The 22,177-nt window shown below is 66.3% G+C and carries 25 protein-coding genes and 1 tRNA gene; 9 read left to right on the forward strand and 17 right to left on the reverse strand.

What is annotated here, in order from left to right:
- Positions 1-22: 22 nt before the first annotated feature.
- The 6 genes from lhpI to rpsA form a co-directional block, all read right to left on the reverse strand.
- A complete protein-coding gene (gene lhpI / locus NUV79_RS22725; RefSeq protein ID WP_257735351.1) occupies positions 23-970 on the reverse strand; it encodes a bifunctional Delta(1)-pyrroline-2-carboxylate/Delta(1)-piperideine-2-carboxylate reductase in 948 nt (315 codons plus the stop codon).
- Positions 970-1,308 (reverse strand): LapA family protein, encoded by a 339-nt coding sequence (locus NUV79_RS22730; protein ID WP_257735352.1) that lies wholly within the window; start codon positions 1,306-1,308, stop codon positions 970-972. Before NUV79_RS22730 ends, lhpI begins: the two co-directional genes overlap by 1 nt.
- Positions 1,309-1,346: 38 nt before the next feature.
- Positions 1,347-1,631, reverse strand: coding sequence for an integration host factor subunit beta (ihfB, locus tag NUV79_RS22735; RefSeq protein WP_199085290.1), 285 nt, complete (start codon positions 1,629-1,631; stop codon positions 1,347-1,349).
- A gap of 28 nt (positions 1,632-1,659) precedes the next feature.
- A complete protein-coding gene (sppA, locus tag NUV79_RS22740) occupies positions 1,660-2,631 on the reverse strand; it encodes a signal peptide peptidase SppA (RefSeq protein WP_257735353.1) in 972 nt (323 codons plus the stop codon).
- Positions 2,632-2,703: 72 nt separating this feature from the next.
- On the reverse strand, positions 2,704-3,993 hold the full coding sequence (locus NUV79_RS22745) for an Hsp70 family protein (RefSeq protein WP_257735354.1): 1,290 nt from the start codon (positions 3,991-3,993) through the stop codon (positions 2,704-2,706).
- 162 nt (positions 3,994-4,155) lie between these two features.
- Positions 4,156-5,859, reverse strand: coding sequence for a 30S ribosomal protein S1 (rpsA, locus tag NUV79_RS22750; protein WP_047579771.1), 1,704 nt, complete (start codon positions 5,857-5,859; stop codon positions 4,156-4,158).
- A 462-nt stretch (positions 5,860-6,321) separates the two neighbouring features.
- Between rpsA and NUV79_RS22755 the strand changes: the two genes are divergently transcribed.
- Together NUV79_RS22755 and NUV79_RS22760 are read left to right on the forward strand one after the other, a co-directional pair.
- Positions 6,322-6,879, forward strand: a complete 558-nt coding sequence (locus NUV79_RS22755) for a LemA family protein (RefSeq protein WP_257735355.1) — start codon at positions 6,322-6,324, stop codon at positions 6,877-6,879.
- 37 nt (positions 6,880-6,916) lie between these two features.
- The gene (locus tag NUV79_RS22760) at positions 6,917-7,978 is read left to right on the forward strand and encodes a M48 family metallopeptidase (RefSeq protein WP_257735356.1); all 1,062 of its coding nucleotides are present in this window, start codon (positions 6,917-6,919) and stop codon (positions 7,976-7,978) included.
- Between the two features lie 362 nt (positions 7,979-8,340).
- Here the strand turns inward: NUV79_RS22760 and NUV79_RS22765 are convergent, their stop codons facing one another.
- Both NUV79_RS22765 and NUV79_RS22770 read right to left on the reverse strand, forming a co-directional pair.
- Positions 8,341-8,520: a hypothetical protein gene (locus NUV79_RS22765; protein WP_257735357.1), complete on the reverse strand. Its 180-nt coding sequence runs from the start codon at positions 8,518-8,520 to the stop codon at positions 8,341-8,343.
- Positions 8,517-9,125: a 2-hydroxychromene-2-carboxylate isomerase gene (locus NUV79_RS22770; protein ID WP_257735358.1), complete on the reverse strand. Its 609-nt coding sequence runs from the start codon at positions 9,123-9,125 to the stop codon at positions 8,517-8,519. Before NUV79_RS22770 ends, NUV79_RS22765 begins: the two co-directional genes overlap by 4 nt.
- Before the next feature lie 246 nt (positions 9,126-9,371).
- Between NUV79_RS22770 and NUV79_RS22775 the strand changes: the two genes are divergently transcribed.
- Entirely contained in the window at positions 9,372-10,604 is a 1,233-nt protein-coding gene (locus NUV79_RS22775; protein WP_257735359.1) for an argininosuccinate synthase, read from the forward strand.
- Positions 10,605-10,696: 92 nt separating this feature from the next.
- On the opposite strand, the gene NUV79_RS22780 is transcribed toward NUV79_RS22775, so the two are convergent.
- On the reverse strand, positions 10,697-10,981 hold the full coding sequence (locus tag NUV79_RS22780; RefSeq protein ID WP_257735360.1) for a GIY-YIG nuclease family protein: 285 nt from the start codon (positions 10,979-10,981) through the stop codon (positions 10,697-10,699).
- Between the two features lie 175 nt (positions 10,982-11,156).
- Between NUV79_RS22780 and NUV79_RS22785 the strand changes: the two genes are divergently transcribed.
- On the forward strand, positions 11,157-11,513 hold the full coding sequence (locus NUV79_RS22785) for a hypothetical protein (RefSeq protein WP_257735361.1): 357 nt from the start codon (positions 11,157-11,159) through the stop codon (positions 11,511-11,513).
- A 66-nt stretch (positions 11,514-11,579) separates the two neighbouring features.
- Here the strand turns inward: NUV79_RS22785 and NUV79_RS22790 are convergent, their stop codons facing one another.
- From NUV79_RS22790 to fabA, 5 genes are all read right to left on the reverse strand, one after another.
- Positions 11,580-11,825 carry a DUF2188 domain-containing protein gene (locus tag NUV79_RS22790; RefSeq protein WP_257735362.1) on the reverse strand — a complete coding sequence of 82 codons (246 nt, stop codon included), beginning with the start codon at positions 11,823-11,825 and terminating at the stop codon, positions 11,580-11,582.
- A 54-nt stretch (positions 11,826-11,879) separates the two neighbouring features.
- Positions 11,880-12,713, reverse strand: coding sequence for an enoyl-ACP reductase FabI (fabI, locus tag NUV79_RS22795; RefSeq protein WP_257735363.1), 834 nt, complete (start codon positions 12,711-12,713; stop codon positions 11,880-11,882).
- A 134-nt stretch (positions 12,714-12,847) separates the two neighbouring features.
- Positions 12,848-13,120: a DUF3303 domain-containing protein gene (locus tag NUV79_RS22800; protein ID WP_257735364.1), complete on the reverse strand. Its 273-nt coding sequence runs from the start codon at positions 13,118-13,120 to the stop codon at positions 12,848-12,850.
- 8 nt (positions 13,121-13,128) lie between these two features.
- On the reverse strand, positions 13,129-14,355 hold the full coding sequence (gene fabB / locus NUV79_RS22805; protein ID WP_257735365.1) for a beta-ketoacyl-ACP synthase I: 1,227 nt from the start codon (positions 14,353-14,355) through the stop codon (positions 13,129-13,131).
- A 112-nt stretch (positions 14,356-14,467) separates the two neighbouring features.
- Positions 14,468-14,980, reverse strand: a complete 513-nt coding sequence (gene fabA / locus NUV79_RS22810) for a 3-hydroxyacyl-[acyl-carrier-protein] dehydratase FabA (RefSeq protein WP_047578039.1) — start codon at positions 14,978-14,980, stop codon at positions 14,468-14,470.
- Positions 14,981-15,267: 287 nt separating this feature from the next.
- Here fabA and irrA point away from each other — a divergent pair, with 287 nt between their 5' ends.
- Positions 15,268-15,732 (forward strand): iron response transcriptional regulator IrrA, encoded by a 465-nt coding sequence (gene irrA / locus NUV79_RS22815; RefSeq protein WP_257735366.1) that lies wholly within the window; start codon positions 15,268-15,270, stop codon positions 15,730-15,732.
- A gap of 32 nt (positions 15,733-15,764) precedes the next feature.
- Positions 15,765-16,535, forward strand: coding sequence for a YbaY family lipoprotein (locus NUV79_RS22820; protein ID WP_257735367.1), 771 nt, complete (start codon positions 15,765-15,767; stop codon positions 16,533-16,535).
- Positions 16,536-16,548: 13 nt separating this feature from the next.
- On the opposite strand, the gene NUV79_RS22825 is transcribed toward NUV79_RS22820, so the two are convergent.
- On the reverse strand, positions 16,549-17,079 hold the full coding sequence (locus tag NUV79_RS22825; RefSeq protein ID WP_257735368.1) for an SH3 domain-containing protein: 531 nt from the start codon (positions 17,077-17,079) through the stop codon (positions 16,549-16,551).
- A gap of 176 nt (positions 17,080-17,255) precedes the next feature.
- Between NUV79_RS22825 and NUV79_RS22830 the strand changes: the two genes are divergently transcribed.
- Positions 17,256-18,251 (forward strand): 2-hydroxyacid dehydrogenase, encoded by a 996-nt coding sequence (locus NUV79_RS22830; RefSeq protein WP_257735369.1) that lies wholly within the window; start codon positions 17,256-17,258, stop codon positions 18,249-18,251.
- 9 nt (positions 18,252-18,260) lie between these two features.
- Here NUV79_RS22830 and NUV79_RS22835 read toward each other — a convergent pair whose 3' ends face one another.
- Both NUV79_RS22835 and NUV79_RS22840 read right to left on the reverse strand, forming a co-directional pair.
- Entirely contained in the window at positions 18,261-18,941 is a 681-nt protein-coding gene (locus NUV79_RS22835) for an HAD family hydrolase (RefSeq protein WP_257735370.1), read from the reverse strand.
- Positions 18,942-18,961: 20 nt separating this feature from the next.
- Positions 18,962-19,966 (reverse strand): complex I NDUFA9 subunit family protein, encoded by a 1,005-nt coding sequence (locus tag NUV79_RS22840; RefSeq protein WP_257735371.1) that lies wholly within the window; start codon positions 19,964-19,966, stop codon positions 18,962-18,964.
- A gap of 287 nt (positions 19,967-20,253) precedes the next feature.
- On the opposite strand from NUV79_RS22840, the gene NUV79_RS22845 reads away from it, so the two are divergent.
- Positions 20,254-20,340 (forward strand) — tRNA-Leu (locus NUV79_RS22845).
- A gap of 84 nt (positions 20,341-20,424) precedes the next feature.
- Positions 20,425-21,954 carry a DUF6538 domain-containing protein gene (locus NUV79_RS22850; protein WP_257735372.1) on the forward strand — a complete coding sequence of 510 codons (1,530 nt, stop codon included), beginning with the start codon at positions 20,425-20,427 and terminating at the stop codon, positions 21,952-21,954.
- The last annotated feature ends 223 nt before the right edge of the window (positions 21,955-22,177 follow it).

A 22,177-nucleotide genomic window follows, 5' to 3' on the forward strand; every position in this document is an offset into this window, starting at 1 on the left:
CCGGACCGAAGCAGAGTGCCGCTTAGGCGCGACGCTCCCAGACCGCGACGGCGGCCGCCAGATCCTCGAGCGCGACGCCAACCGACTTGAACAGCGTGATGCCGCCGCCCTCGACCGGCCCGGCGATCCGGCCATGGCAGAGATCGGCCAGCGTGCCCGCGATCCTGTCGGCGCTGTAGCTGCCTTCGGCGATGGCGACGGCGACGTCTCCGCCCTCATCGATCGCCTTGCTGGAATCGACGATCACGCGGGCGCGATGCAGGGCGTCGGCATCGGCCTCGCGCATCTGCATGGTGAAGCCGCCGATCAGATCGAGATGCGCCTCGCGCTTCAGCCAGTGGCCGTGGATCAAGGGCTCGGTCGCGTTCGTGGCGCAGGAGATGATGTCGGCGGTGCGGGCCTCGCCTTCGAGATCGGTCGTAGCGCGGGCCTCGATGCCGTCCTTCGCCAGTTCGGCGACGGTGGCCTCCGCCGCTTCAGGCCGCCGCGCCCAGACCGCGATCTCGGTCAGCGGACGGACGGAGCGATGCGCCTTGATGATGAAGGGCGCAAGCGCGCCGGCCCCGACCATCAGCATGCGGCTGGATTCGGGATTGGACATGTAGCGCGAGGCCAGCGCGGAGGCCGCCGCCGTGCGCCAGGTCGTCAAACGGTTGCCGTCCATCACCGCGAGCGGCTTGCCGGTCGCGCCGTCCATCAGCAGATAGGCGCCCATCACGCCCGGCAGGTTGCGCTTGCCGTTGCCGAAGAAGACCGAGACGATCTTGGTGCCGATATAGGGATTGGCGACGTCCGGCCCGCTCCAGGCCGGCATGGTCAGCAGGATGGCGTCGGTCTCGTCCGGGCGCTGGATCGCGTACTGGCCGCGCTTGGGCGCGATGACCTCGCTGCGGAAGGCGTCGTCGAGGATGTCGATGAGGCCGGGGTAACTCAGGGCCGCATCGATCTCGGCCACATCGAAAAGTCGCATCAATTCCGTCCGTTGGTCAGTGCCGGCAGCGCGGAGTCGGGCACGGCCGAGCGCAGCGCCTGGGTTTCGGAGCGCAGCGCCTCCGCCTCGCGGCGATTGCGGCGCGCCGCCTTGCGGTGCTTGCCCTGCGCGATCCAGGAAGCCAGGCCGCCGACGAGCACGCCGACGGCGATGGCGGCCAGCACGACCGCGAAAAGCGGCAGCTCGTAGGAGAGCATGGGCAGGTCGCGGCTGAAGGGATCGAGCGAAACGCGCACCGGGCCGCGATTGGCGATCGAGAACAGCACGATCACCAGCGCGACGGGAACCAGCACCAGCGCCTTGAAAAAGGCCTTCATCACAATCTCCGTGCGGCTGCGGGGCCTTACGCTTGCGCTCAATCCTTGCCGTTGAGGCGCAGCCGCAGCTCCTTGCCCGTCTTGAAGACGGGGACGAACTTCTCCTCGACCTCCACCGCGTCGCCCGTGCGAGGATTACGGCCGATGCGGGCCGAGCGGCCCTTGCGCGAGAAGGCGCCGAAGCCGCGCAGCTCCACCCGGTCGCCCCGCGCCAACGCCTTCACGATCTCGTCCAGAATAGCCGAGACGATGTTCTCGATGTCGCGCTGGTAGAGGTGGGTGTTGCGGTCGGCGATCCGCTGAACGAGTTCGGATTTAATCATCGCTGGAGTATAACCATTTGTATCAACATCACTTTTCAGCGGCAGGCTGCCAGAGCGCCAAGGGCGCGTCAAGCCGCAAGCCGACCGGCTGATCCGCCGCACGCGCGATCGTCGCCGCGAGCGCATCGAGGCCGGCGCCGCGCGCCATCGCCTCGGCGAAGCTCCACAGGCCCAGGGACGAGGATTCGCTGCGACGGCGCCAGTCGCGGACCTTCAGGTCCTTGGCGACGCTCTTCTCGCGCTCCATCCAGGCAATCGCCTCAGGTTCGCCGCCGATCTGATCGACGAGCTTCAGGTTCACGGCCTGGCGGCCGGAATGGACGCGCCCGTCCGAAACCGTGGCGACCTCGCCCTCGGCGAGACGACGGCGATCGCGGACCATGTCCTTGAACCAGGTGTAGTTGTCGTTGACGACGCGCTGCAGCGCCTCGCGCGCCTCCGGCGAGGTCGGCTCGAAGCCGCTGGGCGCCGCCTTGAGCGGGCTCGACTTGATCGACTCGACCTTGACGCCGACGGTGTCGAGCAGGTTCGAGACGTTCGGGAACTGGAAGAGCACACCGATCGAGCCGACGAGCGAGGTCTGGCGAGCGACGATGCGGTCGGCACCCATCGCGGCGATATAGCCGCCCGACGCCGCGACGCCGTCGACGACCGCGACCATCGGCTTCTTGGCGGCGAGCTGGCGCAAAGCCGTGTGCAGCGCCTCGGAGCCGGACGTCGTGCCGCCGGGGCTGTCGATGCGGAGCACGACGGCGGAAACCGCCTTGCTGTCCTCGACCGACTTGATCAGGTCGAGCGTGCGGCGATCGCCGGAGATGAAGCCGGAAACGGTGATGCGGGCGATATGGGCGCTCGACAGGCTGCCCGTGCTGTCGCCCTTCCAGGCGAGGCCGCCGATCACCGCCGCGACGATCACGCCGAGCACGGCGAGGACGCGCCAGAGCGTCAGCTTGCGGCGCAGGCTGCGGCGGTCTGCGAGCAGATCGGCATCGGATGACATCGGAAGGCTCCTGGCGGCTGGGTCCGTGATGTAGACCTGCTGGCCCGGCCGGGCAAGGCGCGAGGCGCCGCCTCAGGCCGCGACCGAGGCGCGCGCCCGGTCGAGCGCGAGCAGCGCGAGGCCGCTGGCGACCGAGCGGAAGGCGTCGCCGATATGCACCTTGCCGGCGCCGAAGCGACGGTCGAACAGGCTGCGCACGGCCGGGACATAGGAGGTGCCTCCGGTCATGAAGACCGCCTCGATGCGCTCACCGCCAAGCCCGGCCTCGGCCAGCGCGCGGTCGAGCGCGGTTTCGATGGCGCCGACATCATCAGTGATCCAGCGCTCGAAATCGGTGCGGCGGATCGGCTTCTCGATGGTGACGCCCATCTGGTTGAAGCTCAGCGTCGTCTCCTCCTTATCGGAGAGAGCGACCTTGGCGGCGGAAACAGCGCGGTAGAGCTCGTAGCCGAGATCGTATTCGATGACCGTCAGCAGGTCCTCCAGCTTGCCGGGCTCGACGGCTTCGCGGATCAGGGCGTTGAGCTCGGCCATGGTCTCGCGGCTCTTCATCAACGAGAGCTTGTGCCATTGCGCGAAGGCGGCGTGATAATGCGCCGGCACCGGCAGGAGCTTGCCGAAGGAGCGATAATCCGTGCCCTTGCCGAGCGCCGGGGACACCGCATGTTCGATGATGCGGTAGTCGAAGGTGTCGCCGGCGACGCCGACACCGGCATGGGAGAGCGGGATCGCCTCCAGCCCGCCGTTCCGGCCGGGCTCGAAGCGCATCACCGAGAAGTCGCTGGTGCCGCCGCCGAAATCGGCGACCAGCATGGTCTGCGGCGTCTTCAGGTCGCGGGCGTACCAGTAGGCGGCGCCGAGCGGCTCATAGGCGAAATCGACCTGGTTCATGCCGGCCTTGCCGTAGGAGCCCTTCAGGCGGCCGACCGCAAGCTCCTCGTCCGGCCGCTCGCCGGCGAAGACGACCGGGCGGCCGGAGACCAAGGGCAGCGCGTCATGGCCCGGCAGATCCGCCGTGAGATCGGACAGGAAGACGCCGATCAGGTCCTCCAGCCGGAAGAGCTTGCCGAAGAGCCGGGTCTCTTGGAAGGCGCGGCTGGAGAGATGGGTCTTGAGCGATTGCAGAAAGCGATGCTCGGTCGTCATCCCCAGGGCCATGTCGAGCGCATCGGGACCGCTGACATGGGTGATGCTGGTCTCCGGCGGACGGCCCTCGCGCCAGAACATCAGCGCCGAGCGATAGGCGTCGACCGCGCCCTGCTTCGTCGCGAAGGAGCGCGTCATGACCGAACCGTCCGGCCCCGCCAGCGCAACGACGCTGTTGGTGGTGCCGAAGTCGATGCCGATAGCGGCGGGGGTCATGGCGCTTCTCCTCTTGCGGGACAGACGACCCAGCCCTCATCCCGAAGCATGTTGCAGCGTGCCTCGGGATGAGGGCTGGGCAAAATCAACCGAAACAAAAGCCCGCGCGGATCGCTCCGCGCGGGCCGAATTCAAAGGCCGGCCGCTTTCGCGGCCGAAACCTCACTTCTTGTCGGTGGCCTTCTTGAGCGCAGCGCCCAGGATGTCGCCGAGCGAGGCACCGGAATCGGCGGAGCCGTACTGGGCCATCGCCTCCTTCTCCTCAGCCATCTCCAGGGCCTTGATCGAGACCTGGATCTTGCGGGCCTTCTTGTCGAAGAGCACCACGCGGGCGTCGATGCGCTCGCCGGCCGCGAAGCGCTCGGGGCGCTGCTCGGAGCGATCGCGAGCCAGCTCGGCGCGCTTGATGAAGGTCATCATGTCGGTGTCGGCGATCTTCACGTCAAGACCCGACTCCTTCACCTCGACCACCTCACAGGTGACGATCTGGCCCTTCTTGAACTCGCCGGCATCCACGAAGGGATCGCCGCCGAGCTGCTTCAGGCCGAGCGAGATGCGCTCCTTCTCGACGTCCACATCGAGAACGACGGCCTGCAGGACGTCGCCCTTCTTGTATTCCTCGATGACCTGCTCGCCCGGACGGTTCCAGTCGAGATCCGAGAGATGGATCATGCCGTCGATATCGCCTTCGAGACCCAGGAACAGGCCGAACTCGGTCTTGTTCTTGACCTCGCCCTCGACCGTCGAGCCCGACGGGTGCTGCTCCGCGAAGAGCTCCCACGGGTTGCGCAGGGTCTGCTTGAGGCCGAGCGAGATGCGGCGCTTGACCGGATCGACCTCGAGGATCGCGACGTCGACTTCCTGCGAGGTCGAGACGATCTTGCCGGGGTGGACGTTCTTCTTGGTCCAGGACATCTCGGAGACGTGGATCAGGCCTTCGATGCCCGGCTCCACCTCGACGAACGCGCCGTAATCCGTGATGTTGGTCACGCGGCCCTTGAGACGGGTGCCGACAGGGTAACGCTCGGCGATGCCATCCCACGGATCGGCCAGCAGCTGCTTGATGCCGAGCGAGATGCGGTGCGTGTCCTGGTTGATCTTGATGATCTTGACCTTGACCGTCTGGCCGATGGTCACGACCTCCGACGGGTGGTTCACGCGGCGCCACGCCATGTCGGTGACGTGCAGCAGGCCGTCGATGCCGCCGAGGTCAACGAACGCACCGTATTCGGTGATGTTCTTGACGACGCCGTCGATGACCTGACCCTCTTCGAGCGAGGCGACGAGCTCGGAACGAGCCTCGGCGCGGGTCTCTTCGAGGACGGTGCGGCGCGACACGACGATGTTGCCGCGGCGGCGATCCATCTTGAGGATCTCGAAGGGCTGCGGCTGGCCCATCAGCGGGCCGACGTCGCGGATCGGGCGGATGTCGACCTGCGAACGCGGCAGGAAGGCCACGGCGCCGTCGAGGTCGACGGTGTAGCCGCCCTTGACGGTGTTGAAGATCATGCCGGTGACCTTCTCGCGGGCCTCGAAGGCCTTCTCGAGCTTGACCCAGCTCTCTTCGCGGCGAGCCTTGTCGCGCGAGATGACGGCTTCGCCGAGCGCGTTCTCGATCCGGTCCAGATAGACCTCGACCTCGTCGCCGACGTTCAGTTCCTGGTCACGGCCGGGGCCGGTGAATTCCTTGAGGGCGACACGGCCTTCGGTCTTCAGACCGACGTCGATGATCGCCATGTCCTTCTCAATGGCAACGACCTTGCCCTTGATGACGGAACCTTCGAGAGCCTCGTTACGGGTGAAGGACTCTTCGAGCAGGGCGGCGAAATCCTCGCGACCCGCGCTGTAGCTTTCAACTGCAGACATGTAATCTCCTGGGAGCCGGCCGCGTATCCCGCGGATGTCCGGCTATAGGCGCCGTGGTTGGTGCTGCGTTCCGGATCGCGGCCGTCGGCACCTCCTCTCGGAGGTATCCGCCTCCCCGTCAGACGGGGCCGGCGGAGGCGCCAGGACCAGCGGCTCGATCCGTATCCGGACGGCGCGTCTCAAGCACGAAACGGGAGCAGGTCTTGCAGACCGCCCCCGGCGCATGATCGATCACGGCCCTTCGGACAGGGGCGATGTAATGCAAGCCGGCCATCAGGGCAAGCCGAAGCCCTGCCTGGGGAGCCGATCTTATTCCTCTTTATTTGTCCCAAGGGCGCCATTTGCTCGCGGGGTATCCCCTATTCGAGGGAGCCGGCACCTGCCGATATCGCATAGCTTCCCCGGCCTCACGCTTCGTGCGAGGCTGCGGGCGGATTTCGTCCACGATTTGGGAGGGGTGCCATGGGCTGGGCCATTCTGGGGCTGATCGTCGTTCTCGTCGTCTACCTGATCATGACCTATAACGGGCTCGTCGCGATGCGGCAGCGCGTGAACCAGGCCTTCGCCGATATCGACGTCCAGCTGAAGCAGCGCCACGACCTGATCCCGAACCTGATCGAGACGGTGAAGGGCTATGCGACCCACGAGAAATCGACGCTTGACGCGGTGATCGCCGCGCGCAACGCGGCGCAGGGCGCAACCGGCGTGCACGACAAGGCGGCGGCCGAGCAGCAGCTCTCCGGCGCCGTCGGCCGGCTGCTCGCGCTGGGCGAGGCCTATCCCGACCTCAAGGCCAGTGCCAATTTCCAGCAGCTCCAGGTCGACCTCGGCAATGTCGAGGACAAGCTCGCGGCGGCACGGCGCTTCTTCAACAATGCGGTCGGCGAGTTCAACGCCGCGATCCAGGCCTTCCCGGCCGTGCTGTTCGCGCCGCAGATGGGCTTCACCCAGCGCGAATTCTTCGATGTCGGCGAACAGACGCGGGCTCAGATCGAAGTCGCACCCACAGTGAAATTCTGACGGCGGAATAACACTTCCAGCAGGCGGAGCAGCTGCGATGGCCGAGGCCTTCGGGCTCTATACCCACCAGCGCAACAACCGGATCAGGTCGAACCTCCTGATCGTCGGGCTCTTCCTGCTGGTTTATCTCACCGCCTGGGGCCTGCTGCTCGTCGCCTTCGGCTATGGCGGCGTGCCGCGCGGGCGCACCGCCTTCGGCGAGGCCGGCCGCGTCTTCCGCTCGTGGTTCCCCTTCATTACCGCGGGCGCGATGCTCTGGGTCTTCATCGGCTTCCGCATGAATGTCGCGATGATCAATGCGGTCACCGGGTCGAAGGGGCTGGCGCGCGAGGACAATCCCAAGCTCTACCGGATGCTGGAGAATCTCTGCATCTCGCGCGGTCTGCCGATGCCGAAGCTCGCCATCATCGAGAGTGACGCGCTCAACGCCTTCGCCAGCGGCGTCAATGACAGCCAGTTCACCGTCAGCGTGACGACCGGGCTTCTCGCCCAGCTCAACGACGCCGAGGTCGAGGCCGTGCTGGCGCATGAACTCACCCATATCCGCAACGGCGACGTCCGCCTGATGGTGATCGCCGTGGTGATCGCCGGCATCGTCTCCTTCATCGGCGAGCTCGTCTTCCGCGGCCTCGGGCGCAGCCGGATCAGGGTGTCCTCCGACGATGCCAAGAAGGGCAACGGGCTCGCCATCATCGTCGGAATCGCGGTGATCGCGATCTCCTGGTTCCTGGCCGTGCTGATCCGCCTCTCGCTGTCGCGCTCGCGCGAGTATCTCGCCGATGCCGGCGCGGTCGAACTGACCAAGAATCCGGATGCGATGATCTCGGCCCTGCTCAAGATCTCCGGCCGGGCCGATATCGAGGGCGTGCCGTCCGGCGTGATGGACATGTGCTTCGAGAACGACCCCGATGATTTCGCCGACCTGTTCTCGACCCACCCCTCCGTCACCAAGCGCGTGCAGGCGCTGGTCGAGACCGCCGGCGGGCGGATGCCAGCGATGCCGCCGCATCCGCCGAAGATCGGCGAGCGTCAGGACCTGCCGACGATGGTCGAGGAGACTGCGGCGCGCGGTCCCTGGCAGAGGCCTCCGGCCGGGTAACCCATCTGCATCGCGCGAGCCGTGGACGATAAAAGCGCCGCCGATCTATCTTACCCCCTGGTCAAGACGGAGAACGGCCATGAAAGCGGCCCTCGCGATCGCGCTCGGCCTTTGGATTCTTGTCGCAGGCTATCAGAACGCTGGCGCACAGGAAGCATGCCAACCCGCGCGCAGCTCATGCTCGCAGATGAACGCCTCCTGCGAGCAGAAATGCAAGACCGGCAACAATCCCAGCGCTTGCGTGGCACGCCTCTGCTCGACCCCCTATAGCGGGTGCAAGATCAACGGCATCTGGAGATCAGCCTCCAGCCCGACCTGCCTGAAGACGAACAACCGGAGCTGACAGCGGCGAGCGGCATGGCTCAGGCGGCGCGCTTCGCCGGATCGATCTCAATGACCAGCGGATAGAAAGTGCTCCAGCGATTCCAGCGCTGCGCGCCGGCTTCGCCGATCGCCCAGAGCCTGACTTCCACTGCGAGGCCGAGATTCTGAAGCCGCCGGGCGCCGGACAGCGCGCGAGGGTGGCGCCGGGCGAGGGTCACCGCCCCTCCGTCGCCCATCCCAGCGCTTCCTCGAGGCGGTCGTCGCCCCAGAAGAGCTCACCGTCGCCAGCTACGAAGAAGGGCGCGCCGAAGATGCCGATCGACTTGGCATATTCGATCTCGGCCTTGAGGCGGCCCTTGACCTCCTCGCTGCGCGAGAGCGGCAGCGCGACATTGGGATCGCTGCCCGCCTCCTTCAGCGCGGCGCTCAGCACGGCCTCCTCGGCGATGTTGCGGCCCTCGCAGAAATGCGCGCGGAACAGCGCCTTCGAGAAGGTCGGCGTCCAGCCGCCATCGCGGCCGGCGAGCGCCAGCCGCGCGGCCGTCAGCGAATTCTGGGGAAAATTCTCGGGCTTGACGATCGTGACGCCCTGGCGCCGCCCACGCCGCGCCGTATCGCGCCACATGTAGCGGCCCTTGCTGGGATAGAGCGCGAAGGGCGAAGTGTTCCAGCCCTGCGCCGCGAAGATCGGCCCGAGCAGGAAGGGACGCCAGCGCAAGGCGACGCCGGCTTTATCGGCCAACTCTTCGATTCTGAGGGCACTCAGGCAGGAATAGGGCGACGCGAACTCATACCAGAAGTCCAGAACGGGACGATTCGGCATTCAGCCTCCGAACAGGTCGTCATGTCGTGTCGCGCCCGATCGAGCCTGCGCTCTTCGCAACGCGACCGCAAGCGCCGCGAATGGCGCCTGTGGAATGGAGGGACGACGCGTTCACCCGCGCCCATCCATCACCGGACGACGCGGGATCGATCAGAAGGTTCCGATTGCTTCGCCCCGAACGCTGCGATAGTGCGCCATTGCGTCCGAAACGCGGCCCATGGGGGCTGCCAGAAGGAAAACAGACAGATGGCTGACAGCAGCGTGAAAAAGGTCGTCCTCGCCTATTCCGGCGGTCTCGACACCTCGATCATCCTCAAATGGCTGCAGACCACCTATCGATGCGAGGTCGTGACCTTCACCGCCGATCTCGGCCAGGGCGAGGAGCTCGGACCGGCGCGCGACAAGGCGCTGCTGCTCGGCATCAAGCCGGAGAACATCTATATCGAGGACCTGCGCGAGGAATTCGTGCGCGACTACGTCTTCCCGATGTTCCGCGCGAATGCCGCCTATGAGGGCGTCTACCTGCTGGGCACCTCGATCGCGCGCCCGCTGATCGCCAAGAAGCTGATCGAGATCGCCGAGAAGACCGGCGCCGACGCCGTCTCCCATGGCGCGACCGGCAAGGGCAACGACCAGGTCCGCTTCGAGCTGACGGCTTACGCGCTCAAGCCCGATGTCGTGGTGATCGCGCCCTGGCGCGAATGGGACCTGCGCTCGCGCGAGCAATTGATCGCTTTCGCCGAGCAGCACCAGATCCCGATCGCCAAGAACAAGCGCGGCGAAGCGCCGTTCTCGGTCGACGCCAACCTGCTGCACGCCTCCTCCGAGGGCCGCGTGCTGGAGGACCCGGCGGTCGAAGTGCCCGACTACGTGTATTCGCGCACGATCTCGCCGGAAGACGCGCCGGACAAGCCGACCATCGTTACGGTCTCCTTCGAGAAGGGCGACGCAGTCGCGATCGACGGCGAGAAGCTCTCGCCCGCGACGCTGCTCGCCAAGCTCAATGATCTCGGCCGTGACAACGGCATCGGCCGGCTCGACCTCGTCGAGAACCGCTTCGTCGGCATGAAGTCGCGCGGCATGTACGAGACGCCCGGCGGCACGATCCTGCATGCGGCGCATCGCGCCATCGAGTCGATCACGCTCGACCGCGGCGCGGCGCATCTCAAGGACCAGATCATGCCGCAATATGCCGAGCTGATCTATAACGGCTTCTGGTTCTCGCCGGAGCGCGAGATGCTGCAGGCCCTGATCGACAAGAGCCAGGAATTCGTCACCGGCGACGTGCGCCTGAAGCTCTACAAGGGCGGCGTCCATGTCATCGGCCGGTCGAGCGACTACTCGCTCTACGACCAGGACCTCGTCACCTTCGAGGAAGGCGCCGTGGCATACGACCACCGCGACGCGGCCGGCTTCATCAAGCTCAACGCGCTGCGCCTGCGCACGCTCGGTCAGCGCAAGAAGAAGCTGGGGCTGTAAAAACCCCGCTTTGAAGCGCGTCATCCCGTGCGCGCTGCGGCATGTGAATGCCGCTGCGCAGACACGGGACCGCATGACAAGTGAGGCTGAATTCACCCGGCGCGGTCCGTCCACGCCGGGTTTTCCTTTTCTATGAGCGCAACCTTCCAGGCGCGGCGCCATGTCTTGAGGACTTTCTCGCGCTCGATCGCATGGGTGGGATCGTCGAAGGTCTCGACATAGACGAGCCGGTCGATGTTGTAATTCGCCGCATGTCCCTTGATCGCGTGGCTCTTGTGCTCCGCGATCCTGCGCTCCAGGTCGTTTGTGATGCCGATATAAAGCGGGCCGTCCTTGCGGATGGCGAGGATGTAGACGGCATAGATGCGAGCGGTCATGCAGGCCTCGCGGTGAGCGCGAGACAGCACCCTATCCTGCGCACGGTCCCGTGTCTGCGCAGCGGCACTTCGCGCCGCAGCGCGCACGGGATGACACCCTTCAAAAGCACCGCTTCATGAACCCACGCCGCGCTCGCGCGTTCAGCACTCACCGATCAACCTGAGTGCTCCCAGCATGCTGCGCTTCCTCGCCCCGGCCCTGATCTCCGCCGCCCTCTATGTCCCCATCGCGGCTCTAGCCCAAGAAGTTCCACCAAAGAGCGAGAAACCCGCGACGCCGGAAATCGCGACCTGCAAGGCCGCCGCGCTGCAGACGCTCCACGCCAAGGAGCCGGAGATCAAGGACATCTATATCGACGAGGACGGCGCCACGGTCGCGGTGTCGGAATCGAAGATCGAGGATATCCCGATCACGCGCATCGTCATGGGCGAGGCTTATCTGCGCACCGACCGGTCGGACAAGCCGCGCCGCTTCCTCTGCCTGCTCGGCGAGAAGAACAAGGTGCTCCTGACATTCTTCACGGCACGCTGACGCCCAGGCGCAAGCGAAAGGGCCGCGTGGCGGCCCCATAGCCATTCATCGGAGCGAAAGCGCCTCTCAGCTTCCGTCAACGACCCGGGTCGCGGGCCGGTCATGGCCATCCGCCAGCTCCTCGTGCCAGCGGCCGCTCTGGTCCTGATAGACGATCCCGTCGGTGCTGCCGGCGACCGTCTGGCGCGCGGCGGCACGGGTCGCCGCCTTCAGCGCCGCGTCATGCGTCCGGAAGGTCTCGGACAGAGCCCCGTCGACCTTGTAGGCCCAGCCGCCGTCGTGCTCGACCACCTCGTATTTGACCATGACCATCGCGCACCCTCCTTTCGCTCGAAGGAAAACCGCGCCCCGGCCATGGGGTTCCGGCTAGTCGCCGTTGCCGCTATCGGCCGCGCGCAGCGAATCCAGCGCCGGCATCGAGGTGATGTGATAGCCGGCATCGACATGATGGACGTCGCCGGTGACACCTCCGGAGAGATCCGAGAGGTAATAGAGCGCCGAGCCGCCGATCTCTTCAAGCGAAACCGACTTGCGCAGCGGCGAATTCGCGCGCTGCCAGGACAGCATGGCGCGCGCATCGGAGATACCGGCGCCGGCCAGCGTCCGCACCGGCCCGGGCGAGAGCGCGTTGACGCGGATGCCGCGCGGGCCGTAATCGCCGGCGAGATAACGCACGCTCGCCTCCAGCGCCGCCTTGGCGACGCCCATGACGTTGTAGTTCGGCATGATCCGGGTCGAGCCGCCATAGGTCAGCGTGATCATGCTGCCGCCCTTGGGCATGCGCTCGGCCGCGCGCTTCGCGATTTCGGTGAAGGAGAAGCAGGAGATCACCATGGTCCGCGAGAAATTCTCGCGGCTGGTGTCGGCATAGAGCCCCTTCAGCTCGTTCTTGTCGGAGAAGCCGATGGCATGGACGATGAAATCGAGCGTGTTGCGCTCGGGGTCGCCGCCCCAGGCCTCGTCCAGGGTCGCGAAGGCGGCATCGACGGACACAGTGTCCTCGACATCGCAGGGCACGACCAGCTTCGAGCCGATGCTCTCCGCCAGCGGCCGGACGCGCTTGCCGAGCGCATCGCCCTGATAGGTGAAGGCGATCTCGGCGCCATGGGCGTGGAGGGTGCGGGCAATGCCCCAGGCAATCGAATTCTGATTGGCGACGCCCATGATGAGGCCGCGCTTGTTGTGCATCAGCGGGAGCATGGCAAACTCGGAAGGGTCTTCAGGCTTGGCCCGAAGGCGGGAAACGGAGGAAAGTCGGCGGATCTGATCGGTCGAACTCTGAACGGCGCATCAACATTGCCGGGTCATTGCCGACACCAGCATGGTCGTCTTGGCTAGTCGGTCTTGGTGATCGCGGCAGCGGCGGCCTTCGAGGTGGAGACCGGCACGATCTCGAAACGGACAAGGTCGTTCCACTGCAGGACCCATTCCTGCAGCAGGGCGATATCGTCGCATTCCATGATCTGGAAGCAGCGGCCGAGATCGGCCGAGACCCAGCTCTCGACATAGCGCACGCCGGCCGGAGCCATCCGCCCGCTATGCTGGAAGCGGGCGTAGACATCCTTCACGCGGGCCTGATCGAAATGCTCGATCACCATGAAGAGCATGGCGCTTCTCAGACCTCCAGGCGCTTCATCACGATGGTGGCGTTGGTGCCGCCGAAACCGAAGGAGTTCGAAAGCACGGTGCCGAGGCCGGCATTGTCGATGCGCTTGCGCACGATCGGCATGTCGGCGAAGGCCGGGTCGAGCTCGTCGATATGGGCGCTCTCGCAGATGAAGTCGTTGTTGAGCATCAGCAGCGAGTAGATCGCCTCCTGCACGCCGGTGGCGCCGAGCGAATGGCCGGTCAGCGACTTCGTCGCCGAGATCGGCGGCGCCTTGTCGCCGGCGCCGAAGACCTCGCGGATCGCCTCGATCTCCTTGCCGTCGCCGACCGGGGTCGAGGTGCCGTGCGGGTTGATGTAGTCGACCTTGCTCTTCACGCCTTCGAGCGCCATGCGCATGCAGCGGACCGCGCCCTCGCCCGACGGGGCGACCATGTCGTAGCCGTCCGAGGTCGCGCCATAGCCGACGATCTCGCCATAGATCTTGGCGCCGCGCGCCTTGGCATGCTCCAGCTCCTCGAGCACGACGACACCGGCGCCGCCGGCGATGACGAAGCCGTCACGGGCGACGTCATAGGCGCGCGAGGCGCGGGCCGGCGTGCCGTTGAAGTCGGAGGACATCGCGCCCATGGCGTCGAAGAGGACGGAGAGCGTCCAGTCCAGCTCCTCGCAGCCGCCGGCGAAGATCACGTCCTGCTTGCCCCACTGGATCAATTCATAGGCGTTGCCGATGCAGTGGTTAGAGGTCGCGCAGGCCGAGGAGATCGAATAGTTGACGCCCTTGATCTTGAACCAGGTCGCCAGCGTCGCCGAAGCGGTCGAGGACATGCCCTTGGGCACGGCGAAGGGGCCGACCTTCTTGGAGGAGCCGCTTTCGCGGGCCTTGTCATAGGCGTCGATCAGGGCGCGGGTCGAAGGGCCGCCCGAGCCCATGATGATGCCGGTGCGCTCGTTGCTGATCTCGGCGGGCTCCAGGCCCGCATCGACGATCGCCTGCTCCATCGCGACCTGGTTCCAGGCAGAACCGCCGCCATGGAAGCGCATCGCGCGCCGGTCGAGCACCGTCGCGGGGTCCAGCGTCGGCACGCCCGCGACCTGGCTGCGGAAGCCGTGCTCGGCGAATTCGGTGACATGGGAGATGCCCGATTTCGCCGAATGCAGCGAGGCCAGGACCTCCTGCGTGTTGTTGCCGATGGACGAGACGATGCCCATCCCGGTGACGACGACGCGTCTCATGCTCGCTTACTCCAGCTGTCAGCGCACGGCGGGACAAGCCCGACCGCCCTGCATACATACCGCGCAAATGGACCGAGCGGCAGCTGCACGCAAGGCCGGGCTACGTTTTTCCTCAGGCCGCTTCCGGCTTGAACAGGCCCACGCGCATGTCGCTGACCGTGTAGATGCGCTTGCCATCGGCCTCCAGCCAGCCATCGGCGATGCCGAGGACGAGCTTGGACTTGAAGACCCGCTTGAAGTCGACGCCGTAGACGACCTTCTTGACCGAAGGCAGCACCTGGTCGGCGAACTTGACCTCGCCGACGCCGAGCGCACGGCCGCGGCCCGGCAGGCCGAGCCAGCCGAGGAAGAAGCCGGTGAGCTGCCACAGAGCATCGAGGCCGAGGCAGCCCGGCATCACCGGATCACCCTTGAAGTGGCAGTCGAAGAACCAGAGGTCGGGCTTGATGTCGAACTCGGCGCGGACGAGGCCCTTGCCGTGCTCACCGCCCTCTTCGGCGATCTCGACGATCCGGTCGAACATCAGCATCGGTGGCAGCGGCAGCTGCGCATTGCCCGGCCCGAACAGTTCCCCACGACCGCAGGCGAGGATCTCCTCGTAGCTGAAAGACGACTGACGCTGCATTCCCGTGAGGCTCCCTGGCACAAGCCGGATTCGGCTGGTGTCTCGCCTGCCGTGCCTAACACGGCGGGAGCAGGAAACGAAAGGGCAGCACGTCCCAAGACCCACATGCCGGCGGTAAAAACCGCTCCCGTCATGCGCCAGATCAAAGGCACAGGCTCCCCAAGCCTCCAGGATAGCAGGAGCCATGCTTGCGACAGGGGGGCCGAGGGCCTACATTTCTTCTGACAATTTCAAAACAACAGGCGGGGCCTCGGGCGTCCGTTGCGGAAAAGGACACGGGAAGAGGCATGAACGATCTGACCGCGCAGAATCAGGGCAATGGATCGGCCGCGCGGCAAGGCTGTCCTTTCCATGACGTCCGGCAGAAGCTGCGGCGCGTCGGGTTGCGGCCGACCCGCCAGCGCGTCTCCCTCGGCTGGGTGCTCTTCGCCAAGGGCCAGCGCCATGTCAGCGCCGAGATGCTGTTCGAAGAGGCGATGAAGGAGCGCATCCCGGTCTCGCTCGCGACGATCTACAACACGCTGCGCCAGTTCACGGAAGCCGGCCTCCTGCGCGAGCTCACGCTCGATGGCGCCAAGGCCTATTTCGACACGGCCGACCACGATCACCATCATTTCGTCGTCGACGGTGAGAACCGGGTGATCGACATCCCCGCCGATGAGATCGATGTCGCCAGCCTGCCGGTTCCGCCCGCCGGCTACGAAATCGCGCGGGTCGACGTCGTCGTCCGGCTGCGCAAGATCGACAGCTGACAGAAGCTCCGCCCGTTCCGGAGACGATGAGCATGGCTTTCACCGATTCGCCGATCTCGCGCCGCGCACTGGCAGGGCTTCTGCTGGCGGCCGCCCTCCCCGCTACGCCCGCTCTCGCCGCGCCGCGCAGCTTGCGCGGCACCGTCTCCTTTCGCGAGCGCATGGCCCTGCCGCCCGGCGCCATCGTGGAGGTGAAGCTGCTCGACGTCTCGCTGGCCGACGCGCCGGCGCGCACCATCGCGGAGACCCGCGTGTCCGGCCGCCGCATCCCGGCGCCATGGACCTTGCGCTTCGATAGCAGGCGGATCGATCCCCGGCACAGCTACGCGCTGCAAGCGCGCATCACCCATCGCGGGCAATTGCTCTTCATCACTACGGAGCGGCACAGCGTCTTCACGGGCGGACCGGACAATACCGATATCTGGGTCCAGCGCGTGGCCGGACAGGAGCAGCCTCCTGCGCCCGCCAACTCACCGGTCGGCAGCTGGCGCCTCGCCAGCCTCGGCGGCGCCGAGACCCCGGCCTCGATCGCGACCACACTCGTCATCGCGGCGGACGGCAAGGTGTCGGGCCGCGGCGGCTGCAACGGCTTCGGCGGCACCGCGACCATTCAGGGCCGGGTGATCCGGTTCTCGCGCATGGTCTCGACGATGATGGCCTGCGAACCCGATAAGATGGCGCAGGAGCAGCGTTTCCTCAAAACGCTGGAGCGCGTGCATCGCTGGAGCTTCGAACGCCGAACGGGCCGGCTCGTCCTGCTCGATCGCGGCGGCCGTCCGCTGATGGCGCTGACGTCGCAGTAACGCCGGGCTGGCCTCAGTCGACCTTCTCGTTGGGATAGACGCCCCAGAGGCGCTCCTGGCGGATGAAGCCATTGATGTTGCCGACGCTGACGCGGCACCAGGTGTTGGCGCAGGAGGCGACGCTGGCAACAACGCCGGGCTGCAGCCGGGCGACGACGGCAGATTCCTCGCTCGCGGCGCTGCGCATCGGGAAATTCTCGTCCTTCTTCTTCGACCATGGGGCGACGAGCGCGGTGCGGCGGCCGGAGAGCAGGCTGTGCAGCACCCAGCCCTCGGTGCCGTCTGCATCGCGGACACGGCGCCAGGTCTCGAACTCGGCGGTGACCTCCACCGGCAGGCCGGCACGCTGATAGACCCAGCGCGTGCGGTGCTCCTTCGAGGGGCCCTCGCGCAGGTTCACGCGGTCCGTCTTCAGACTGACATAGCGCGGCACGGGCAAACCGGTGACCGAGCCGGCCTGCATGTCCTGCGCGGACGCGATCGCGGGCAAGCCGATCAGGGCCAGCGCCGCCAGGGCCAGGCAGCGCATCGACGAGACCTTCATGCCGCCACTCTCCTTCGTATCCGCTTACCCCCGGCGAAGGGGCAAGTTGTCATCCGCCGCGCTGCCGCCTAGACACAGTCATGCTGCCGCGCAGCAACTCCCATTCCTGGGCCACCAGGGTTAATGACGGGTTGAGGATATCAGGCCGATACGGCTGATGACGGAGGGGTGCCGCCATGACGAAGAAGAAGCCGGTGGTGGTGGTGACGCGCAAGCTGCCCGCCGTGGTGGAAACCCGGATGCGCGAATTGTTCGACGCCCAGCTCAATATCGACGACAAGCCGATGTCGCAGGCAGCGCTGGTCGAGGCCGTGAAGACCGCCGACGTGCTCGTGCCCACCGTCACCGACAAGATCGACGCCGCCATCATCGCGCAGGCCGGCGACCAATTGCGCCTGATCGCCAATTTCGGCAACGGCGTCGACAATATCGACGTCGCCAGCGCGGTGCAGCGCGGCATCACCGTCACCAACACGCCGGGCGTGCTGACCGACGACACCGCCGACATGACGATCGCGTTGATTCTCGCCGTCGCCCGCCGCATCGCCGAGGGGGCGCGCGTCATCCCCGACGACGACTGGGCCGGCTGGTCGCCGACCTGGATGCTCGGCCGGCGCATCACCGGCAAGCGCCTCGGCATCGTCGGCATGGGCCGCATCGGCCAGGCGCTGGCGAAGCGCGCCGCCGCCTTCGGCCTCTCGATCCACTACCATAACCGCCGCCGGGTCGATCCGCGCATCGAGGAGCAGCTCGACGCGACCTATTGGGATTCGCTCGACCAGATGCTGGCGCGGATGGACATCGTCTCGATCAACTGCCCGCACACGCCGGCGACCTATCACCTGCTCTCGGCGCGCCGCCTCAAGCTGATGAAGCCGGACGCCATTCTGGTGAACACGGCCCGCGGCGAGGTCGTCGACGAGACGGCGCTCGCCCGCATGCTGGAAGCCGGCGAGCTCGCCGGTGCCGGCCTCGACGTGTTCGAGAGCGAGCCAGCGGTCAATCCGCGCCTGCTCAAGCTCGCGCGCCAGCACAAGGTCGTAGTCCTCCCGCATATGGGCTCGGCCACTCATGAGGGCCGCGCCGACATGGGCGAGAAGGTTATCGTCAACATCAAGACCTTCATGGACGGCCACAAGCCGCCGGATCGCGTGCTGCCCAGCATGCTCTGAGAGCAGGTTTCAGGCGGCGCGCAGTCCCGCTAGGCGCGCCGCTTCCGCCGGCCACTCCCTGAAATCGTCGATGACGCCCGCAGCACCTGCGGCCAGCAGGCGTTCGCGCATGCGCCCCTTGTCATGGGCGACACCGGTGAAACCGGCGACCTGCATGCCCGCCGCCCGCGCCGCCAGTACGCCCGGCACCGAATCTTCCAGAACGAGGCAGCGCCCGGCCTCAGCGCCCATCTGCGACGCCGCGAACAGGAAGACATCCGGCGCCGGCTTGCCGCGCGCGACCTGCGAGGCCGAGAAGACATGAGGATCGAACAGATCGATCAGGCCGGCGAGCCCCAGGTTGCGCCTGAGCGGCTCCAGCACCGTCGAGGAGGCGACGCAGCGACGCCCGGCCATCTCGGTCAGCGCCTCACGCACCCCGGGAAGCGCGCGCAGTTCGGCCTCCAGGCGGAGAGCGACCGCATCCTCGATACGCGTCTCGAAATCACCCGGCAGAGGCCGTCCCAGCGCCGCCTCGATGATCTTCATGCCGTCGGCCCAGGGGATGCCGACGAGCTGATCGACATAATGGTCGAGCGTCCAGTGGCTGAGACCGGCCTCATGGCACATGGCGAGGCTGACCTCGCCATAGAGCGTCTCGGTATCGATCAGCGTGCCGTCGCAATCGTAGATGACGAGATCGAACGACACAGGGCTGCTCCGTCCGCCGCTCAGCGGGCCTGGAGCGTGTCGAACTGGCCGGTCTTGCGGAAGCGCCAGAGATAGGAGGAGATGACCGCCTCGGACGAGGTCGGTGCCAGTCCGAGCCCGGCGAAATCGCGGCCCTCTGCCTTGGCTTCCGCTGAGACGACATTGTCGCTCTCGAGCAGAGTGACCTGATCACGCGTCATCACCAGTTCGTCCGGGATCAGGCCGAGCGTCAGGGGATCGGCGACCTGCAGGACGCTGCCCATGATCCGGGCCAGCGGGAACGGCAGCGGCGCGAGCAGACGCTTGCGGCCGGTCACCTTGCAGACCTCCTCGACGATCTCGCGCAGGCTCTGCACCTCAGGCCCGCCAAGCTCGTAGACGCGGCCGCCCGCCACCACGCCATCGACGGCGCGAGCAACGATCTCGGCGACATCGCCGACGAAGGCCGGCTGGAATTTCGTCGCGCCATCGCCGACCAGCGGCACGATGGGCAGCATGCGGGCGAGCGAGGCGAAGCGATTGAAGAATGTATCCTCGGGGCCGAACATCACGGACGGACGCAGCACGACCGCGCCGGGAACGGAGGCGAACATCGCCGCCTCACCCTCAGCCTTGGAGCGAGCATAGGTGGAAGCCGATTCGGCGGAGGCGCCGAGCGCCGAGACATGGACCAGCCGCGCGATGCCGGCAGCGGCGCAGGCCTGGGCGATGGCGCGCGCGCCGTTCGCCTGCACGGCCGCAAAGCTCTGGCGGCCCTGCTCCTGCATGATGCCGACGAGATTGACGACGGCATCAGCCCCCTTCACCGCCGCAGCGACGGAAGCCGGATAGCGCAGGTTGGCCTGAACGGCGTGGATCTGGCCAACGGTACCGATCGGCTGGAGGAAATTGGCGAGGTCCGGCCGGCGCACGGCAACCCGCACCCGGTAGCCGCGCTTGACGAGCGCACGCACGACATGGCGCCCGACGAAACCGGAGCCGCCGAAGACCGTGACGAGTTGCTGGGCCGGGGCCTGGGAAGCCATCGCGAAAGCTCCGTTTAGAATGCTTCTGCCCTCCTAGATCATGTTCCGCCAAAGTGGAAATGCCTTTTGCGGCCTGCGCCTCTCCTATCCCGCTCCCTGCGGCGTTCCGCCCTATCCGCCGCGCGGCTTTGACCGCGTTTGACGCCGATCCGCCGCTTCCGGGCCGAAACAGCCAACAATTCACCCTGGCGGCGAAGGCGGTTTCCACAGGGCTGCGAAAACAAATTCATTTCGCCGCGACAGGGCCGTTGACAGGACGACTCTGCCCCCGTAAACGAACCGCCGTTGCCCAGGTGGCGGAATTGGTAGACGCACCAGCTTCAGGTGCTGGCGCCTGCAAGGGCGTGGAGGTTCGAGTCCTCTCCTGGGCACCACTTTTCTTTGAGGACTACCAACCTCAAGAACTTAGCGAAAATCAGCGACTTGCGGACACCCGAGTGATACAATCGGGTGGTCCAATGGTTCTTTCGATGGCGCGTCCGTTCAAGCATCCCAAGACTGGCGTCTACTGGTTTCGGAAGGTGGTTCCGAAGGACCTCCGGGCCGTAGTTGGCAAGCTGGAAGAGCTTCGCACACTCCGCACGAAAGACCCTGCCGAGGCACGCACACAGCACGCGAAAATCGCCGCCGAGGTAGACCGGCATTGGCAGGCTTTGCGCTCGCCCGCAGTGGCTCTCACGCAGAAAGAGATCGTCGCGCTCGCTGGGGTATTCTACCGGGACATCACGACGCAGATGGCGGAAGAGCCCGGCGAGCCGACCATATGGCATCACTGGCTGCGGCTCGACCGGGAGGCGCGGGACGCCGGAAAGCTGGAGCAATGGTTCGGGCCCACGGTTGATCTCCTGTTGGCGCAGCACGGCCTCAACATCGATGCCGCCTCGCGGACCCGGCTCCTCGTCGCGATCAGCGAAGCCTCTCAGCAGGCCGGCGAGCAGCTCAAGCGCAACGCCGAAGGGGACTACAGTCCCGACCCGAGGGCTTCCCGGTTCCCGGAGTGGGCGCCGAAGGGAGCCCCCAAGCCCGCAGCGGTGGCCAGAGACAAGGCCAGCCTGACGGACATCCTCGCCGACTGGTGGCGGGAGGCGCAGGCGACAGGTCGCAAGCCAAGCACCTATGAGAGCTACAGCAACACGGTGGACAACTTCGTCGCCTTCCTCGGCCACAACAATGCCACTCGGGTGACACCGGAGGATGTCGTCGGCTTCAAGGATCACCGGCTGGCCTCGGTCAATCCGAGAACCGGCAAGCCCATCTCCGCGAAGACCGTGAAGGACAGCGACCTATCCGGGCTCAAGACCCTGTTCGGCTGGGCCGTCACCAACAAGCGGCTTCCAAGCAACCCCGCCGAAGGCATCACGATCAAGCTCGGCAAGCGGAAGGTGACGCGGCCGAAGGGCTTCACCGATGACGAAGCCGGGGCGCTCCTGAAGGCGGCCGACGCGCACCAGCGGGGGAACGAGCGCCCGAAGACCTTCGCCGCCAAGAGGTGGGTGCCGTGGTTGTGCGCCTATACGGGAGCCCGTGTCGGCGAAGTGGCGCAGCTCCGTAAGGAAGATGTGCGGCAAGTCTCCGGCCATTGGGTGATCCACATCAGCCCGGAAGCCGGGACGGTGAAGACTGATCAGGCGCGGGATGTCGTCTTGCACGATCACCTTGTCGGCAAGGGGTTCCCCGAGTTCGCCTGGGGCAGCAAGGACGGGCACCTGTTCCTCACCCCGGCGAAGGAGGGCGACGTTCTCGGCCCCCTACAGGGCGTCAAGAACCGCCTTGCGGAGGCCGCACGGGAAACTGTCAAGGATCCGAGAGTGCAGCCCAACCACGGCTGGCGACATCGGTTCAAGACGGTCGCCCGTTCGGTCGGCATGGACGGTCGGGTGGTGGACGCCATTCAAGGCCACGCCCCGAGGACCGCAGGGGACGACTACGGGGACGTAACGGTGGCCGCTATGGCGCTGGCCATGGCGAAGTTCCCAAGGCAGGCCTGAAAGCGACAGCCTATGCAGAATGCACATCAAGGGGATGCAGAGGGCAGCCTCAGAAGTCGTCCTCTTCCTCGTCGCCCCGCTGCCCGACGTATCCCTGCAGTTCCCGAAAGACTTCGTCGAGCTTGTCCCCGAAGTGCAGCGCCAAGGCCCGTGCGGCAATCTCCGGGTTTGTGAGATCGCCTGCAATGTTGGCCCCGTTGGGGGCGGTTATCGCTTTGAAGGT

Source organism: Allobosea sp. 47.2.35, assembly GCF_024655635.1.
Classification (GTDB): domain Bacteria; phylum Pseudomonadota; class Alphaproteobacteria; order Rhizobiales; family Beijerinckiaceae; genus Allobosea.